At 67.1% G+C, this 16,199-nt stretch carries 16 protein-coding genes; 9 read left to right on the top strand and 7 right to left on the bottom strand.

Going from position 1 to position 16,199, the window contains the following annotated elements; genetic code table 11:
- Positions 1–4: 4 nt before the first annotated feature.
- From ACWDTI_RS25110 to ACWDTI_RS25095, 4 genes are all read right to left on the bottom strand, one after another.
- Positions 5–649, bottom strand: a complete 645-nt coding sequence (locus ACWDTI_RS25110; protein WP_449740854.1) for a HEAT repeat domain-containing protein — start codon at positions 647–649, stop codon at positions 5–7.
- Positions 650–772: 123 nt separating this feature from the next.
- Positions 773–1,267: a thiol peroxidase gene (gene tpx, locus ACWDTI_RS25105; RefSeq protein WP_449740853.1), complete on the bottom strand. Its 495-nt coding sequence runs from the start codon at positions 1,265–1,267 to the stop codon at positions 773–775.
- A 393-nt stretch (positions 1,268–1,660) separates the two neighbouring features.
- Complete coding sequence (locus ACWDTI_RS25100) at positions 1,661–2,431, bottom strand: enoyl-CoA hydratase (RefSeq protein ID WP_449740852.1); 771 nt, start codon at positions 2,429–2,431, stop codon at positions 1,661–1,663.
- A gap of 100 nt (positions 2,432–2,531) precedes the next feature.
- Entirely contained in the window at positions 2,532–3,065 is a 534-nt protein-coding gene (locus ACWDTI_RS25095; protein WP_449740851.1) for a Uma2 family endonuclease, read from the bottom strand.
- Positions 3,066–3,171: 106 nt separating this feature from the next.
- On the opposite strand from ACWDTI_RS25095, the gene ACWDTI_RS25090 reads away from it, so the two are divergent.
- Together ACWDTI_RS25090 and ACWDTI_RS25085 are read left to right on the top strand one after the other, a co-directional pair.
- On the top strand, positions 3,172–4,191 hold the full coding sequence (locus ACWDTI_RS25090; RefSeq protein WP_449740850.1) for a zinc-dependent alcohol dehydrogenase family protein: 1,020 nt from the start codon (positions 3,172–3,174) through the stop codon (positions 4,189–4,191).
- A 26-nt stretch (positions 4,192–4,217) separates the two neighbouring features.
- The gene (locus ACWDTI_RS25085) at positions 4,218–4,631 is read left to right on the top strand and encodes a (R)-mandelonitrile lyase (protein ID WP_449740849.1); all 414 of its coding nucleotides are present in this window, start codon (positions 4,218–4,220) and stop codon (positions 4,629–4,631) included.
- Here ACWDTI_RS25085 and ACWDTI_RS25080 read toward each other — a convergent pair whose 3' ends face one another.
- Complete coding sequence (locus ACWDTI_RS25080; RefSeq protein ID WP_449740848.1) at positions 4,632–5,492, bottom strand: LLM class F420-dependent oxidoreductase; 861 nt, start codon at positions 5,490–5,492, stop codon at positions 4,632–4,634.
- A gap of 112 nt (positions 5,493–5,604) precedes the next feature.
- Between ACWDTI_RS25080 and msrB the strand changes: the two genes are divergently transcribed.
- Genes msrB through ACWDTI_RS25065 form a run of 3 tightly spaced genes read left to right on the top strand, consistent with a single transcriptional unit; the run spans position 5,605 to position 7,486 of the window.
- On the top strand, positions 5,605–6,078 hold the full coding sequence (gene msrB / locus ACWDTI_RS25075) for a peptide-methionine (R)-S-oxide reductase MsrB (RefSeq protein ID WP_449740847.1): 474 nt from the start codon (positions 5,605–5,607) through the stop codon (positions 6,076–6,078).
- On the top strand, positions 6,075–6,590 hold the full coding sequence (gene msrA, locus ACWDTI_RS25070) for a peptide-methionine (S)-S-oxide reductase MsrA (RefSeq protein ID WP_449740846.1): 516 nt from the start codon (positions 6,075–6,077) through the stop codon (positions 6,588–6,590). Before msrB ends, msrA begins: the two co-directional genes overlap by 4 nt.
- A 32-nt stretch (positions 6,591–6,622) precedes the next feature.
- Positions 6,623–7,486, top strand: a complete 864-nt coding sequence (locus ACWDTI_RS25065) for an SDR family NAD(P)-dependent oxidoreductase (protein WP_449740845.1) — start codon at positions 6,623–6,625, stop codon at positions 7,484–7,486.
- A gap of 30 nt (positions 7,487–7,516) precedes the next feature.
- Here ACWDTI_RS25065 and ACWDTI_RS25060 read toward each other — a convergent pair whose 3' ends face one another.
- Positions 7,517–8,494 (bottom strand): aldo/keto reductase, encoded by a 978-nt coding sequence (locus ACWDTI_RS25060; RefSeq protein WP_449740844.1) that lies wholly within the window; start codon positions 8,492–8,494, stop codon positions 7,517–7,519.
- Position 8,495: 1 nt separating this feature from the next.
- Positions 8,496–9,422 carry a LysR family transcriptional regulator gene (locus tag ACWDTI_RS25055; protein ID WP_449740843.1) on the bottom strand — a complete coding sequence of 309 codons (927 nt, stop codon included), beginning with the start codon at positions 9,420–9,422 and terminating at the stop codon, positions 8,496–8,498.
- A 297-nt stretch (positions 9,423–9,719) separates the two neighbouring features.
- Here ACWDTI_RS25055 and ACWDTI_RS25050 point away from each other — a divergent pair, with 297 nt between their 5' ends.
- From ACWDTI_RS25050 to ACWDTI_RS25035, 4 genes are read left to right on the top strand one after another with little or no spacing between them, the layout of a single operon-like run.
- Entirely contained in the window at positions 9,720–11,516 is a 1,797-nt protein-coding gene (locus tag ACWDTI_RS25050) for an acyclic terpene utilization AtuA family protein (protein ID WP_449740842.1), read from the top strand.
- Entirely contained in the window at positions 11,513–13,021 is a 1,509-nt protein-coding gene (locus ACWDTI_RS25045) for a CoA transferase (protein ID WP_449740841.1), read from the top strand. The genes ACWDTI_RS25050 and ACWDTI_RS25045 overlap by 4 nt, the downstream gene beginning before the upstream one ends.
- Positions 13,022–13,029: 8 nt before the next feature.
- Complete coding sequence (locus ACWDTI_RS25040) at positions 13,030–14,451, top strand: phosphotransferase family protein (RefSeq protein WP_449740840.1); 1,422 nt, start codon at positions 13,030–13,032, stop codon at positions 14,449–14,451.
- A gap of 14 nt (positions 14,452–14,465) precedes the next feature.
- The gene (locus ACWDTI_RS25035; RefSeq protein ID WP_449740839.1) at positions 14,466–15,737 is read left to right on the top strand and encodes an acyl-CoA dehydrogenase family protein; all 1,272 of its coding nucleotides are present in this window, start codon (positions 14,466–14,468) and stop codon (positions 15,735–15,737) included.
- Positions 15,738–16,199 lie beyond the last annotated feature (462 nt).

Here is a 16,199-nt window from a genome sequence, read left to right as displayed (position 1 = left end):
GCATCTAGCCCGTCGACCCGCCGGTGGCCAGGAACAGCGACACCGCGAAACCGGAATCCGGGTACTCGTGCAGCCTCTTGGTGGCGTGGGCGTGTGCCCGGATCCGGGGATCGGGACTGTCCAGCCCGGCGGTCGTCGCCCCGACGCCGACATCGCCGAGGGCGATCAACGCCCGACTCAGGCTGCGTTGCAGGTCCTCGTCACCGCGACCCAATTCCCGTGCCAGCTCGACGGCCAGATCCCCCTCGCTCTGGGTCGGCACGAGTGCGATCGCGGACCGCCACGCGGCGCGGGCGACCTCGTCGTTCGTATCGTGCACCATCCGGGAGACCGCAGGCCACGCCCGCGGGTCGCCGATTTTCGACAAGGTATGCAGCGCTTGGCTTCTCGCCTGCGGGTTCTCGGCGTCGAGCTCGACCAGCAGTCGCGGCACGGTGAGATCGGCCGGCGCGCGGCACAACGCCCAGGTGAGCATGTCACGGACGAAGAAGTCCGCTTCGACGCCGCACCGGCCGATGAGCAGTTCGACCGTTCCGGCGTCCGCGACAGAGCCGATAGCCAGCGCGGCACGCAGACGGGTCGACGGATCATCACAGGTCAGCGCAAGGGTGAGACGAGTATCGGACTCGTGTCGGTCAACGGTGTTCATTCGAACCACCTCCTCACCGACCAGTAGACAGCTTGTCACGATGACAAGGTCAAACGCAGAGGATCGGAATCCAGTCGGCCCCTGCGATCAGTGGCGATCGGTGGCGACGATCTGCCGCAACACCTACTTCATGAACTCCATCGCTGCGTCATAGTTCGGCTCCTTGCCGATCTCGGGGACCAATTCCGTGTACGCCACAGTGCCGTCGGCCGCGATCACCACGACCGCACGTGCCAGGAGTCCGGCCATCGGACCATCGACGATGGTGACGCCGTAGTCCTTGCCGAACGAGTCCCGGAATGCGGAAGCCGCCGTGACGTTCTCGATGCCCTCGGCGCCACAGAAGCGCTGTTGGGCGAAGGGGAGGTCGTTGGACACGCACAGCACGGTGGCGCCGGTTTCGGCGGCGCGCTGATTGAAGGTCCGCACACTCGCGGCGCAGACTCCGGTGTCGATGGACGGAAAGATGTTCAGCAGCAGGGCTTGCGACTTGTAGCTGCTGCTGACGACCGGGGACAGGTCGCCGCCGGTCAATGTGAACTCGGGAGCCGGGGAGCCGACTGCAGGGAGTTCGCCAACGGTGTTGATCGGATTTCCGCCCAGAATGATTTGTGCCATGTCCACAGTCTGCCAAACAGACGAGGCGACGGTGGCAAGAAGTCCACTTGATTCGACTCTCGCGTCCGGCAAGAAGTCCACGGCGACGGAGAGCCCCTGGTCTTGCTACACGGAGCATTCTCCGGCGCATCGTCGTGGGGCGGCCAGATCCGGCCCTCGTGGATTGACTTGGTGTTGGTGGACGGGTTCGCCGACTGCGCGGTGCGGATCGCGCAGTCGAAGGCGATCTCCCAGCGCGAGGCCGAACAGTTCCTGCGGCGTGCGGTCGCCCTGCGGGACCGGCTCCCGCAGGTGGCCGAACGGCCGACGCCTCCCACCCGCTCACGGAGTCGGGTGCGGACAAACATGCCCGCAGACGCCAGGAACGCAACCGCAAACGGAGGGAGCAGAGTCTCAACCGCCCAGCTGAGACCTGTTGCGCGCCAACACCTGCTGACGGTTCGACTCGAGCTGACCCCAGTCGGGTGGCGTGGCCGCAGCCAGTTGCGATTCCAGCTCCAGGCCGCGGCCCGGGCCCGCCGCCCAGCCTTGCGCGTAGACCTGCTTCAGCGCACGGAGACTGTCGCGCTCGGCATCCGCAATCCGGCCGGCCAGTTCGCGGGCGCGGCGCAGCAACCGGTCGTGGGGCACCACCTCGGTGACCAGGCCGATCCGGCACGCGAGGGCGGCGTCGACGATCTCGCCGGTGAACGACATGCGGCGTGCCCATCCACTGCCGACCCGATCGGGCAGTCGCGCCGTCAGCCCTCCGCCGGGGAGGACGCCGACACGGACATGGGTGTCGGCGAACAGGGCTCGTTCGCTGGCGATGAGGAAGTCGCAGCCAAGCGCGATCTCCAGGCCGCCGGTGAACGTCGCCCCGTTGATCGCGCCGACGATTGGTGTGGCAAGTCTGCCGATCAGCGAGATACAGTCCGACTCCCGATACCGCTCGAGGTAGCGCTGACCATCCGCCGCAAGAGCTTTGAGATCAAGGCCGGCGCAGAACGCCGGATCGGCACCGGTGAGGACGATCGCGCGTACGGTGCTGGTCTCATCCAGGTCACGCAGTGCCGAGCTCAGCTCCTCGACCAACTCGACGCTCAGCGAGTTGCGGGCCTCCGGCCGGTTCAACGTCACGATCGCCATCGCATCGTCCACCTCGACCAGCACCGGATCACTCATGATCAAGTGGTAGCGCCCGTTGCCGGATGGTGTCAAAGCATGACCTCATTGCGCGGCGCTCGCCGCATATCGGGGTCTCACGGCAGCGGGCTGAGGTCACTCACCGAGCGTCGAGGTCGATCGTGACCGGGAACGGTCGCTGGGTCGAGAACTCGCCGGTCTGCGTGTGCCCCTCGTAACCGTTCGAACCGAGTTCGAGTGCCGTGAGTGATCGATCTCGGGGGTCGACGATCCAGTAGTGCACGATGCCGGCATCGGCGTATTCGCTGCGCTTGGTCACCAGATCGGTGCGACGGGTGCCCGGGGAGAGGACTTCGACGACCAGAAAGACATCGGCGAGGTCGAGTCGCGCGCTCGGCGTGTCTGGGCAGACGACCACATCCGGGATTCGGACGGTGGCCGGTGTTTCTGGATCGACCACCACCTCGAGGTCGGTGAGCGCCACTACCCCGTTCGGCAACTGCAACTGCAACTGCAACATCAGTTTCGCCACGATCAGCGCGTGGACCTTGGTAGGGCTTGGCTGCACGACGAGAAGACCTTCCTGGAGTTCGATGCGCGAGTTCTCGTCCTCAGGAAGGGCACGCCAGTCCGCGAGCGAGAGAAGCTCGGGACGGGCGTGGGCAGCTGTCATGGTCGACATTCTATCGGCCGCCGCTGACAGTCGGGGATCGTCGAGCACCCGCATGAGGAATACGGTTACGTGGAGGACGAGCACATTGACAGTAGGAGAGAACCTCATGCGTGGAGTGACCATGTACGCCCCCGGTGATGTGCGCGTCGGCGAACGCGACGACCCGACGATTGTCGAGCCCACCGACGCCATCATCAAACTCGCCGCGACCTGCGTCTGCGGATCGGATCTCTGGCCCTACCGCGGCGTCACGGACGTCGATCATGCGCCGATGGGTCACGAGTACGTCGGCACCGTCACCGAGATCGGTGATGCCGTCACCACCATCAAGGTCGGCGACTTCGTCGTCGGCTCCTTCATGGCGTCGGACAACACCTGCGAGATCTGCCTGGACGGCTACCAGTCCCGCTGCGTGCACGTCGTCGGAATGGGCGGGATCGGCACCCAGTCCGAGTACGCCCGGATTCCGTGGGCCGACGGCACCCTCGTCGCGACCCCGGGACAGCCTGCCCCGGAGCTCATTCCGTCGCTGCTGGCTGCATCCGACGTGCTGGGCACCGGCTGGTTCGCCGCGGTCGAGGCACACGCCGGCCCGGGCAAGACGGTCGTCGTGGTGGGCGATGGCGCCGTCGGACTGTGCGGTGTTCTGGCCGCCAAACAGCTTGGTGCGCAGCGGATCATCGCGATGAGCCGACACGCCGACCGGCAGGCGCTGGCGCGGGAGTTCGGCGCCACCGACATCGTCGAGGAGCGCGGCGACGAGGGTGTCGCCAAGATCAAGGAACTCACCAACGGGCTGGGCGCGCATTCGGTCATCGAGGCCGTCGGCACCCAGGAGTCGATGATGCAGGCGATCCGCTCCACGCGACCCGGCGGACACATCGGGTTCGTCGGCGTGGCGCATGGGGTGGAGCTGCCGGGCCGTGAGTTGTTCGTCGCCGAGGTGCATCTGATCGGCGGACCGGCGCCGGTCCGCCGATTCCTCCCCGAACTGATCGACCTCATCTGGAACCGCACCATCGATCCGGGCAAGGTGTTCGACCTGACCTTGCCGCTCGACGACGCCGCCGAGGCATACCGGGCGATGGACGAACGTCGCGCCACCAAAGTGCTTCTGACACTCTGATATTCGGCATCGAGAGCGGAATCACCATGCAGATCGTGCGGAGTTCGACCGACACCGTGAAAGGACCCGCGGACTGGTTCACCGGCGATGTCTACATCGACGCGGTCGCCGCAGCGCCGCCGCCCTCGCGCATGTCGGCCAATCTGGTCCACTTCATGCCCGGTGCCCGCACCTTCTGGCACAAGCACGCACTGAGCCAGACCGTGTTCGTCACCGAGGGTGTCGGGCTGTGTCAGCGTCGCGGCGGGCCGGTCGAGGTGATTCGGCCGGGCGATCGGGTGCTGTTCGAGGCCGACGAAGAGCACTGGCACGGTGCATCACCCGACCGGCTGATGGTGCACCTGGCGATCAACGAGGCCGACGAGAACAACCCGGCCGTCGAATGGCTCGAACCGGTCAGCGACGACGACTACGGCCGGACGCCGGCCGTCGTGGACTGATCATCCCAGCGCGGCCGCCAGCCGATGCCACTCCTCACGCGGCATCGCCTTCTTGTCGGCCGTCAGGAGCTGGACGCACACGTGGTCGGCTCCGGCGGCGCGGTGCTCGTCGATGCGGGCGAGCACCGCGGCCTCGTCACCCCACACGATCATCGCATCGAACAGCCGGTCGCTGACCGACTCGAAGTCGTCGTCGGTGAAGCCCAGGCGGCGAAGGTTGTTGGCGTAGTTGGGCATCGAGAGATAGCCCCGCAACCACCTGGTGCCGATCGACCGTGCCTCGTCGCGGTCGGCGGCGAGGATCGCGGTCTGTTCCGGCGCCACCAGCGGGCCCTCGCCGAGGGCCGCACGGGCGTCGGCGGTGTGCTGTGGTGTGACGAGATAGGGGTGGGCGCCGCGGGTGCGTTCGGCCGCGAGCGCCAGCATCTTCGGGCCGAGCGCGGCCAGCACCCGGCTGTCGGCCGGAACCGGCTGCGGGGCGGCGTCGAGGCCGTCGAGGAACGCCGTGGTGGTCGCCAGAGGTTTGCGATAGCGCCCGGGCTCGCCGGCATCGATCAGCGGGGCGTGACTGATGCCGAGGCCGAGGAGGAAACGCGGTCCGTGTTCGGCGGTCAGGCGGGCGAACGTGGCGGCGACATCGGCCGGCTCATGCATCCACATGTTGAGGATGCCGGCCGCGACAACGGCCTTCTGTGTGGCGCCCAGCAGATTCTCCACCGCGTCGAGCACCGGTCCGCCGACGTCGGGAATCCACAACGCGGTGAAACCGAGCTCGTCCAGCTCGGCCGCGGCGTCGGCGGCCTCCCCGGCGTCGCCGTAGCGCAGTGGTGAACTCCAGATTCCGACCCCCGTGAGATTCATGGTTTCGACGGTACCGGGCGGCCCGGGACCAAAACGCGGCACGGCGTTGTTGTGGAGGGTGACGCCGCCTTCGACATAGCTCAGATCGGGGCGGCGCAGCAAGGAGGACACAGTGACCAACAGTTACCGCAAGACCCCGGACGCCGTGCGCGGTCTGACCGACGCCCAGTACCGGGTCACCCAGCAGGACGGGACCGAGCCGGCCTTCCGCAACGAATACTGGGACAACCACGAGCCGGGCATCTACGTCGATGTCGTCTCCGGACAGCCGCTCTTCTCCTCGACCGACAAGTACGACAGCGGCACCGGATGGCCGAGCTTCACCAAGCCGATCGACTCCGACGCCGTGACCACCAAGACCGACCGCAAGCTGTTCATGCGCCGCACCGAGGTGCGGTCCGCGGGCGCCGACAGTCACCTCGGCCACGTCTTCGACGACGGACCGACCGACGCCGGCGGCCAGCGCTACTGCATGAACTCGGCGGCGCTGCGGTTCATCCCGGTCGGCGAGCTCGAAGCCGAAGGCTACGGCGAGTACCGAGCACTGTTCGACACCACCACCACCACCGAGGAGGACGCACGATGACCACCGAGACCGCCGTCCTGGCAGGCGGATGCTTCTGGGGCATGGAGGATCTCATCCGCCGGCAGCCGGGTGTCCTGGACACCCGCGTCGGCTACACGGGTGGGCAGAACGATCACGCCACCTACCGCTACCACCCCGGGCACGCGGAGGCGGTCGAGATCGTGTTCGACCCGACGCAGACGACGTATCGCGACATTCTGGCGTTCTTCTTCCAGATCCACGATCCGACGACGGTCAACCGGCAGGGCAACGACGTGGGCACCAGCTACCGGTCCGCGATCTTCCCGCAGACGCCGGAGCAGGAGCGGATCGCGCGCGACACCATCGCCGATGTCGACGCGTCCGGACTCTGGCCGGGCAAGGCCGCCACCACGATCGAGCCCGCGGGCCCGTTCTGGGAGGCCGAGCCCGAGCACCAGGATTACCTGCTCCGGTATCCGACCGGCTACACCTGCCACTTCCCGCGGGCGATGTGGGTGCTGCCGAAGCGGCAGGACTCCGCGACGCAGTAGCCGCCGATCGGCTCGTCGGGCATGGTTGACGTATGACCACTGACCCGACGAGCCAGGGAGACCACGTGCCGACGACGAAGACGATTGTGCTCACGGGAGCAAGTGACGGCATCGGAGCCGTCGCGGCGCGAGCGCTCGCGGGCCCCGACGTCGACCTGATCGTCGTCGGACGGTCCGCGAGCAAACTCGCGCCGATCGCCGAGGCGACGGGTGCCCGGTCCTTCACCGCCGACTTCTCGCGCCTGTCCGAGGTGCGAGAACTCGCAGACGACATCGCCTCCGCGGTCACCTCGATCGACGTGCTGATGAACAATGCGGGCGGCACCTTCGACCCGAGGGACCGGACCCCGGACGGGCACGAGCCCAACTTCCAGATCGACCATCTGGCACCGTTTCTGCTGACCAACCTGCTCCGGGAGCGGCTCGCGGCGGCCGAGGCGTCGTTGGTACTCAACACCGCCAGCGTCGGCAACCTGTTCGGCCAGGTGGATCTCGACGACCTCGACTGGCACCGGCGTCGCGCGATTGCCATGCGGGCCTATGGCACAGCCAAATTGATGAACATCATGTTCACCCGCGGCATCGCCCAACGCTGGTCCGACGACAAGATCTATTCGGCCGCAGTCCATCCCGGCCCGGCCGCCACCAGCTTCGGACGGGATTCGTGGTTCATCGGACTCGCCTACCGCACACCCCTCAAACGATTCGTGACCATCACACCCGAGAAGGGCGCCGAACCGCTGATCGCGCTGGCCGAGCGCGGTGCCGACCCATCTATCAACGGGGTCTACTTCGACAAACTCAAGGCCGACGGGCGGGAGAACTCGCAGGCGCATGACCAAGATCTGATCGACGGATTGTGGTCGCGGTCAGCCGAACTCGTGGGTCTCGGGTGACCCTTCGACAAGCTCAGGGAGCGGTGTGGGTCAGAAACCTTCCGGCAAGCGGGGTGTGTACGGCGCCTCCAGGGCCGCGAGCTCATCCTCGTCGAGGACCAGGGACAGCGAGGCCACCGCGTCGTCGAGGTGAGCAAGCTTGGTGGCACCGATGATCGGTGCGGTCACCGCCGGCTGCTGCCGTACCCAGGCGAGCGCCACCTGGGCCCGTGACACACCACGCTTTTCGGCGATCGAGGCCACGGCGTCGATGATGGCGCGGTCGGCATCCTCGGCCTGCCGGTAGATCCGTGCCAACAGATGGTCGCTGGTGCTGCGCGCGGTCGATTCGCCGGGCGGCCGGGTGAGCCGACCGCGGGCCAGCGGGCTCCACGGCAGCACCCCCACGCCCTGATCCCGGGCGAAGGGATGCATCTCGCGTTCCTCCTCGCGCTGAATCAGGTTGTACTGGTCCTGCATCGAGACGAACCGCGTCCAGCCATGCATCTCGGCGGTGTACTGCAACTTCGCGAACTGCCAGGTCCACATGCTCGACGCACCCAGGTAACGCACCTTCCCGGCCTTGACGACGTCGTGCAGTGCCTCCATCGTCTCCTCCACCGGGACAAGAGGATCGAACCGATGAATCTGGTAGAGGTCGACGTAGTCGGTGCCCAGCCGGCGCAGACTGGCGTCGATGGCGCTCATGATGTGCTTGCGTGACAACCCCTTTGCGTTGGGACCCTCGCCGGTGGGGTAGAAGACCTTCGTCGCGAGCACGATCTCGTCGCGATTCGCGAACTCCGCCAACGCTCGTCCGACGATCTCCTCACTCGAGCCCGCGGAGTACATGTCGGCGACGTCGAAGGTGGTGATCCCGGCGTCGAGTGCGGCCCGGATCAACGGGCGGGATGCCTCCTCGTCGAGCGTCCACGGGTGGGTTCCGCGGTCCGGTTCGCCGAAGCTCATGCAGCCGAGGACGAGTTCGGAGACCGCGAGCCCGGAGACCCCCAACCGTTGTGTGCGCATGTCAGTGTCCTTCCGCGCGTGGGCTGTCCGAGAGGTCCATCGCCGACACCGTCGCCACGAGATCGGCGACGAGCCGATCGGAATCGGCCCGGTTGGTCCGCCAGGCGGCGACGGTGGTGATCGTCGGGTGCAGACCGTCGAGCGGCAGGATTCGCACCGGCTCGTCGTGGAACAGTCTGCTGGCCATACCGTTACCGAGACCGACGAAGGTGAACGCCTGCCCGGTGGCGACGAGGTGGGCGAGGCCGACGAAATTGTCGCCGGTGAGCGTGATGCGTTTGCGAATACCGTGCCGGTTCAACAGGTCATCGATGTTGCGGTAGATCTCGGGGGCGGAGTCGTGGCTGATCGACGCGAACGGCAGCCCCGCGAGTTCCGCCAGCACCACGGATGCGCGGTCGTCGGGGATCGCCTTGCTGCCCACCGCCACCCCGACGGGCTGACGGTCGAGGAACTTGCTCGCCATCCCCACACCGGTGACCGGACCGTGGACGAGCGCGATGTCGATCTGACCGGCCCGCAGGTCACGCAGCAGCGGCTCCGTGCTGGCCGGCACCAGTCGCGGGCGGATGTCGGGATGTGCCTCGGCGAGCTCGGCGAGGAACGTGTCACGAACGGTCGCCGTCACCTCCGGCGCGATGCCGACGGTCGCCTGCCGCGCAGTGTGGTCGTCGGCGTCCCGCACGATGTCGGGCAGCGCATCGATGCGGTCGAGGATGTCGATCGCCCGCGGTAACAGCGCCTCACCCGCGTCGGTCAGGTCGATGCGGTGGTGGGCGCGGATGAACAGCATCGCCCCGAATTCCCGTTCGAGGTCCTTGATCCGCTGGCTCAGCGGGGACGCCGCCATGTGCAGTCGCCGCGCGGCGCGGCTGAAGCTCTGCTCTTCGGCCACCGCCACGAAATAGCGTAGATGGAGGACGTCCACACCGGCCAGCCTAGGGCATGTCTCCCAATTCCCTTTGCGGGTCTTGGCGGCTCGTTTGTCCCCCCGGCGGCGTTGTCGTCGGTCACGATGGCTGCCGCTATCGCTCCCTCCTCCGCCTTGCCAGAGAAACAACGATTCCGCCAATCCCTCGCAGTGGAATTGAGAGACATGCCCTGGTGCTGCCCGTGTGGGCGATGACCGTTGTGGTCATCTCCGCGTTCGCGGATTGATTCTGGTGCTCGCGCGCAGCCGTCCCTAGCCTCACGAACAACGGATGGAGTCACAAGGAGGTGCCCCGTGGGCCGTCAACCGATCAGGATCGCCAACTTTTCCGGCTATCTCGGCGACCGCCGGACCGCGATCGACGAGGTCATGGACGGAGATCCGGTCGACGCCATGATCGGCGACTACCTCGCCGAGATCACGCTGGCCTCGCTGTCGGCGGCCTATCAGAGAGACCCCGGCAAGGGATACGTCGAGTACTTCGTCGAACAGATACGGCCACACCTGACGACGATCGCCGAGCGCGGCATCAAGGTCGTCACGAACGCCGGCGGCTTCCACCCGGCGCGGCTCGCTCAGGTCCTTCGCGACGAAATTGCCTCTGCCGGAGCAGATCTGCGCGTCGCGCACATCGAAGGCGACAACATCCTGTCCGACCTCCCGCGGCTCGCCGACGACGGTTACGCGTTCGAGAACCTCGACGGCGGTGCGCCGATGTCCGACTGGGTGGCGAAACCGTTCGCCGCCAACGCCTACCTCGGCGGCTGGGGTGTCGCGACCGCGCTGCGCGAGGGCGCCGACATCGTCGTCTGCGGGCGAGTCACCGACGCCTCGTTGACCGTGGGGCCGGCGGCCTGGTGGCACGGCTGGGCCCTCGATGACTGGGACGCACTGGCCGGGGCCGTGGTGGCCGGGCACATCATCGAGTGCGGTCCGCACGCGACCGGCGGCAACTTCTCCGGGTTCCTCGACATCGGTCACGCCATCGTCCCCGGCTATCCGATCGCCGAGATCGCCGCCGACGGCAGCTGCGTGATCACCAAGCACACACGCGACGAGGGCGCGGTCACGCCCGACACCGTCACCGCCCAACTCGTCTACGAGATCCAGGGACCGGTCTACCTCAACCCGGATGTCACCGTCCGCCTCGACCACGTGCGGGTCGACCGGATCGCCCCCGACCGGGTGCAGGTGTCGGGCACCACGGGCGCACCGCCACCGCCGACCACGAAGGTCGCCGTCTTCGGGCCGGTCGGCTTCACCGTCGTCAACACCGTGTACGTCACCTCCCCGCACGTCGCGGAGAAGATCGCGTTGATCCGCGCCCAGCTCGAGCACGACCTGCCGGAAGGCGTGAGGATCGACCTGACCCAGGTCGGCGTGCCCGCCGACGACCCGGAGTCGCAGTGGGCTGCCACCGTCGCCATGCGGATCATGGCCATCGCCGAATCGGCGAAGGCACTCGCGGCCGCCGACATGACCAAACGCATCGGCAGTCTGTACCTGCAGAGCATTCCCGGCTTCTTCAACGACGTCCATGCCGGGCTGACGTCCACGCCGCGCCCGCGCGTCGACTACTGGCCGGGACTACTGCCGATGACCGCACTCGACCATCGGGTGGTACTCGACGACGCCCGAAGCATCGCCATCGAGGTGCCACCGGACAGCGCCATGATCGACCAGCCGTTCCACCGCGAACCGGAGGAGGCGCCGTTGCCCGACCGGGTCACCCGCGCACCTCTGGGCACCGTGGTGCACGCCCGCAGCGGCGACAAGGGCGGCAACAGCAACGTCGGCATCTGGACCAACGATCCGCGAGTGTGGTTGTGGCTCAGACGTTTCCTCACCACCGACGAGATCAAACGACTTGTCCCCGAGGCCAAGGATCTCGACGTCGTGCGGCACGAGTTCCCCGATCTGCGCGCCGTTCACTTCGTGCTGCGCGGCCTCCTCGGCACCGGCGGATCGTCGAACACGCGAATCGATCAGGTGGGCAAGGCAATCGGCGAATACATCCGGTCACGCCAGGTCCTGATTCCCGACGACCTGCTGACCGGCGCCATCGACGACGAACTGGAGGACGCACGGTGAGCCCATCAACCTCGTTGACCGAACGGCTCACGGCGGCTGCCGAAACCCCGGCCACCGACAACGCGTTCGACATATCGGGTGAACTCGACGGGGTCCTCGCGGGCATCGGCATGTCCGCCGCCGACACCGGCGGCAGCATCTCCTTCCTCGGCGCCGACCCGGTGGTGTCCAGCACGCTGCGGCTGGGTGGCTCGGCCACGATCGCGTTGGCCGCGAAATCGGCTGCGGTGGCGAAACTCTGGCGACTGCGCACCGGCGAAGGCCAGGACATCGCCGTCGACCTGCGGACGGCACCGCACCGGTTGTGCCCGTTCTACGATCGGAAGTGGGAACTGCTCAACGGGTATCCGGCCGGCACGCCGTCGAATCCGTCCAATGCGTTAGGATTCCGGTTCTACCGCACCGGCGACGGCCGCTGGATGATGCCGCTCAACCCGTACCCGAAGATCAAGGTCGGTGCGCAGAAGCTGTTGGGTGTGCCCGACGACGAGGCGGCGGTCGCCGACGCGATCGCCACCTGGAAGGGCGCGGAACTCGAGGCGGCCGGCGCCGAGGCGGGTGTGGTGATGCCCATGCTGCGCACCGTTCCCGAAGTACTCGCCGAACCGCACTACCGCGACGTGCTCGCCGACATGCCGCTCGTCGAGATCACCAAGATCGCCGATGGCGACCCGATTCCGTTGCCCGCGAACGGGGATCTGCCGCTCGACGGTGTTCGGGCGCTCGGCATGGGTCACGTCATCGCCGGGGCCGGGGTGGGTCGGGCGCTCGCCCTGCACGGCGCCGACACGCTGAACGTGTGGCGGCCCAACGAACTCGAACACGATGCGACCTACGTCAGTGCCAACGTGGGTGTGCGGTCGACCACGCTCAGTCCGTACACCGAGGAAGGCGCACAACACATTCGACGGCTTCTCGGCGGAGCCGACATCTTCTACGCGAACCGCCGCCCCGGATATCTGGCCGACATCGGCCTGTCCCCCGAGGAGGCCGCCGCGGACCACCGCGGACTCATCTATGCCACCGCGTCACTCAACGGCGAGACCGGACCCTGGTCGTCGTGGGTGGGCTTCGACCAGACGGCAGGCAGCCTGGCCGGCATGATGCTCCTCGAAGGTGGCGGCGAGAAGCCCAAGCTGCCGCCGATCCTCGTCGTCAACGACTACATCGTCTCCTGGCTGATGACCGCCGGCATCGTCGAGGCGCTGACCCGCCGGGCCCGCGACGGCGGCAGCTACAAGGTGCATGTGTCGCTCACCCGCGCCGCGCTGTGGATCGTCGGGATGGGCGTCTTCGACAAGGAATACGCCTCCGTGACCGCCAACGGCGGCACCGGCGACGAGCGGCACCGCTACCTCGATCCGGAGACCTTCACCGCCGACACCGGACTGGGCCGCTATCAGGGTGTCACCGAGCAGGTTTCGATGAGTCGGACCCCGGGACGGTATCGGACCGTGCTGGTACCCAAGGGATCGTGCCGGCCGGCCTGGACCGATGAGGCATGATGACGACCATGGGTGACACCGTGAGTCAGTCAACCGAACCCGATGTGGTCGGCAAGCGAATCGCCGACCGGCTCGGCAGCCTCTGGGGGCGTTCGATCTCGGTGCAGCAGGCGCGCGTGCTGCCGGCCGGTGCGAGCCGCACCACGTACGCGGTGACCGTCGCCGACAACGACACCGGCGAGTCGACTCCGATCATCGTGCGGGCCGCGCCCGCCGCGGAACCAGGCGCCAGTGGTCTCACCGCCGAGGTGCAGGTCTTGCGGGCAGCCTTCGCGGCCGAGGTCCCGGTCCCCGAGGTCCTCGACCTCAGCGATTCCGTCGACGATGCCGGGGTGCTCGGATTCCCGTACACCGTCATGAGTTTCGTCGACGGCGAATCCATTCCCCGACGTGTTCTGCGCGATGAGGCATTTGCGCCCGCGCGCCGCGGGTTCGCCCGGGAGGCCGGCGCGGTCCTCGCACGTATCCACGCGATGGACGCGTCCGCGACCGATCTGAATGCCATCGGCGATCCGCTCGACGCGCTGCAGACGTTGTTCCCGCTCGAGTACGAGCAGGCGCCCGCCGGGCTCGTCCTGGCGATTGACTGGCTGCGGCGCAACCGGCCCGAATCGTCGGGGGAGACCGTCGTGCACGGCGACTTCCGACTGGGCAACCTTCTGATCCGACCGGACGGCGTGTCGGCGGTGTTGGACTGGGAACTCGCGCATCTCGGCGATCCCATCGAGGATCTCGGGTGGCTGTGCGCCAAGGCGTGGCGCTTCGGGGTCACCGAACCGGTCGCCGGAATGGGGTCGCGATCAGACCTGCTCGACGCCTACGCCGACGTCGCCGGATGGCGGCCAGCCGACGAGGCGCTGCGCTGGTGGGAACTGTACGCGACCGTGCGGTGGGGGTTGATCTGCGGCAAGCAGGCCAACCGGTACCTCGACGGCAGCGAGCGATCCATGGAGTTGGCGGCCATCGGAAGACGCAGCGCGGAACAGGAATTCGACGCATTGCTGGCACTCGGGCTGGCCACGCCGATGTCGGTGCCCGATCCGCTCGCCGACGACGCGATCACCCGACCGGCCGAGGACCCGCACCTGTCACCGAGCATGCTGGACCTCCTCGAATCGGTGACGCTGTACCTCGGCGACGAGGTGGCGGCCGATCCGGGCGTGAGCGCACAGGTGCGTTTCCATACCCGTGTCGCCGGCAACGTGCTCGCGACCGTTCGACGGCAACTTCTGGTGGGCGACCGGCAGGCGCAGGCCAGTCGCCAGCGCCTCGCCGACCTCGGCGTCGCCGGCAGTGCGCAACTCGCCGACGCCCTGCGTGCCGGGACACTCGGTGCCGACGATCCTGCCGTTCAGGCGGCTGTGACCGCCGAGGTCATCGATCGTCTGACGGTCGCCAACCCCCGTCACCTGTCCCAACCCGACTGCTGAGGGGACTTCTCCACGTGGACTTCGAACTACCGACCTCGCTGACCGACTACCTGGCCGAACTCGACGAGTTCATCGAGGCGGAGATCAAACCGCTCGAGCAGGCCGACGACAACATCCGGTTCTTCGACCACCGCCGGGAAGACGCCCGAACCGATTGGGAGCGAGGCGGATTGCCCACTCCCGAGTGGGAGGCATTGCTGGGTGAGGCGCGTCGTCGTGCCGATGCCGCAGGACATTTCCGGTACCCGTTCCCGGCCGAGTTCGGTGGCCGCGACGGATCCAATCTGTCGATGGCCGTCATCCGCGAACACCTCGCATCGAAAGGCCTTGGTCTGCACTGCGACCTGCAGAACGAGCACGCGATCGTCGGCAACAACATCGGACTGCTGCTGATGCTGGAATACGGGTCGGAGGACCAGAAGGCCGAGTGGGTCGACGACCTCGCGGCCGGCAAACGGTTCTTCGCGTTCGGCATCACCGAACCCGACCACGGCTCGGACGCGACCTACATGGAGACCACCGCGGTCCGTGACGGCGACACGTGGATCATCAACGGCGAGAAGACCTGGAACACCGGAATCCATGCGGCACATCGCGACATCATCTTCGCGCGCACCAGTGGAGAGGCCGGCGACGCCCGAGGCATCACCGCATTCCTGGTCGATCCCCAGGCCGAGGGATTTGCCGTCGAAGAGTACCTGTGGACGTTCAACATGCCCACCGATCACGCTCACATCTCGTTACGGGAGGTCCGGGTACCGCACTCGGCGATCCTCGGCGAGGAGGGCCGCGGCCTGCAGATCGTGCAACATTTCTTCAACGAGAACCGGATTCGGCAGGCCGCGTCGAGTCTCGGTGCCGCGCAGTACTGCATCGACCGGGCGGTGGCGTACGCCAACGAGCGAGCGCCGTTCGGGAAGAAGCTGTCGACAAACCAGGCGATCCAGTTCCCGTTGGTCGATCTGCACACCCGAGCCGCGATGCTTCGCGCCCTCATCCGCGAAACCGCCTGGAAGATGGACACATACGGGCCGTTCGAGGCGTCTCAGCAAGTGTCGATGTGCAACTACCAGGCCAACCGTCTGTGCTGCGAGGCGGCCGATCAGGCGATGCAGGTGTTCGGTGGGCGCGGCTACTCACGCCACGAACCGTTCGAACACATCTACCGACACCATCGCCGCTACCGCATCACCGAGGGAGCCGACGAGATCCAGATGCGCCGCGTTGCCGGGTATCTGTTCGGGTTCATGTCCGCAGGTGCGCCGAAAGGTGTGGGGGTGCGCTGATCGCGTAGGAAATCTGGGTCGCCTGCGTGAGCTAGTAAGCGTCGCAGCCCTTTTCGCTGATCGATCTCGATGCGGTCGTCGCAAGCTCCTCCCTTACTCGATCAGCGGGGAGGGACTCCTCGGACCAGGCTCCGAGCGAGGCGCCGCATCGAGATCACTGCGGCAGGAGATCTCGATGCGCGGGCTCGCAAGCTCGCTCGCTTACTCGATCAGCGGGGAGGGACTCTTCGAGTAAGGCTCCGAGCGCAGCGCCGCATCACCCTTTCGCTGATCGATCTCGATGCGGTCGTCGCAAGCTCCTCCCTTACTCGATCCAAGGAGTAAGGCCCCGAGCGCAGCGAGGCGCCGCATCGAGATCGACCGCCTAGGCGAATTCAGGGGGTCGACGCAACACCGTCGTGTTGTTTCGGTGCTAAGAGTAGCTCATTGAGTTCGTGTGCGGGAGTGCGGAATCCAAGGGTT

It is taken from the genome of Gordonia sp. NPDC003424, from assembly GCF_053588655.1.
Note: the sequence above shows the minus strand (reverse complement) of the source record. Positions and strands in the feature narration are given on the sequence as shown.

Bases quoted from the DNA above. Each gene is read 5' to 3' on its own strand.
- ACWDTI_RS25110 (WP_449740854.1), bottom strand. From the start codon at position 649: ATGAACACCGTTGACCGACACGAGTCCGATACTCGTCTCACCCTTGCG.
- tpx (WP_449740853.1), bottom strand. From the start codon at position 1,267: ATGGCACAAATCATTCTGGGCGGAAATCCGATCAACACCGTTGGCGAA.
- ACWDTI_RS25100 (WP_449740852.1), bottom strand. From the start codon at position 2,431: ATGAGTGATCCGGTGCTGGTCGAGGTGGACGATGCGATGGCGATCGTG.
- ACWDTI_RS25095 (WP_449740851.1), bottom strand. From the start codon at position 3,065: ATGACAGCTGCCCACGCCCGTCCCGAGCTTCTCTCGCTCGCGGACTGG.
- ACWDTI_RS25090 (WP_449740850.1), top strand. From the start codon at position 3,172: ATGCGTGGAGTGACCATGTACGCCCCCGGTGATGTGCGCGTCGGCGAA.
- ACWDTI_RS25085 (WP_449740849.1), top strand. From the start codon at position 4,218: ATGCAGATCGTGCGGAGTTCGACCGACACCGTGAAAGGACCCGCGGAC.
- ACWDTI_RS25080 (WP_449740848.1), bottom strand. From the start codon at position 5,492: ATGAATCTCACGGGGGTCGGAATCTGGAGTTCACCACTGCGCTACGGC.
- msrA (WP_449740846.1), top strand. From the start codon at position 6,075: ATGACCACCGAGACCGCCGTCCTGGCAGGCGGATGCTTCTGGGGCATG.
- ACWDTI_RS25065 (WP_449740845.1), top strand. From the start codon at position 6,623: ATGACCACTGACCCGACGAGCCAGGGAGACCACGTGCCGACGACGAAG.
- ACWDTI_RS25060 (WP_449740844.1), bottom strand. From the start codon at position 8,494: ATGCGCACACAACGGTTGGGGGTCTCCGGGCTCGCGGTCTCCGAACTC.
- ACWDTI_RS25040 (WP_449740840.1), top strand. From the start codon at position 13,030: ATGGGTGACACCGTGAGTCAGTCAACCGAACCCGATGTGGTCGGCAAG.